This window comes from Chitinimonas violaceus, from assembly GCF_052601015.1.
Map to the genome: position 1 here is coordinate 1 of NZ_JBQXDJ010000244.1, position 398 is coordinate 398.

Consider the following 398-nt stretch of genomic DNA (forward strand, 5'->3'; position numbering starts at 1 on the left):
TGACCTGTCCTGACAACCGTAGACACACCCACTTCAAATGCAGACCAATTGCCTGCTGAATTTCTCTGCAAACACCGCCGGTGCCAAATTGCCTAGCCGAGAATCGCGCCGCTGGCGGTTGTAAAAGATTTCTATGTACTCTCGGATCGAAGCCTCCGCTTCGGTCCGGGTCCTATAACGCTGAGGGTGTATCAGCTCATTCTTCAAGCTGCCCCAGAAACTCTCCATCGGCGCATTGTCATAGCAATTCCTCCGCCGCGACATCGAAGCACGTAAGCCAAACTGCGCCACCAGCGCACGATATCCCTGCGAGCAATATTGACTCCCTCGGTCCGAATGCAGCATCAATCCTGCTTCTGGCCGTTTCCACTTTATCGCCTTCCACAACGCCTGACTGA

General features: G+C 54.0%; 1 protein-coding gene. It reads right to left on the reverse strand.

What is annotated here, in order from left to right:
- Window positions 1-33: 33 nt before the first annotated feature.
- Window positions 34-398, reverse strand: a 365-nt coding sequence (locus tag ACUHMQ_RS21140; protein ID WP_445297406.1) for an IS3 family transposase, incomplete at its 5' end; no start/stop codon positions are given.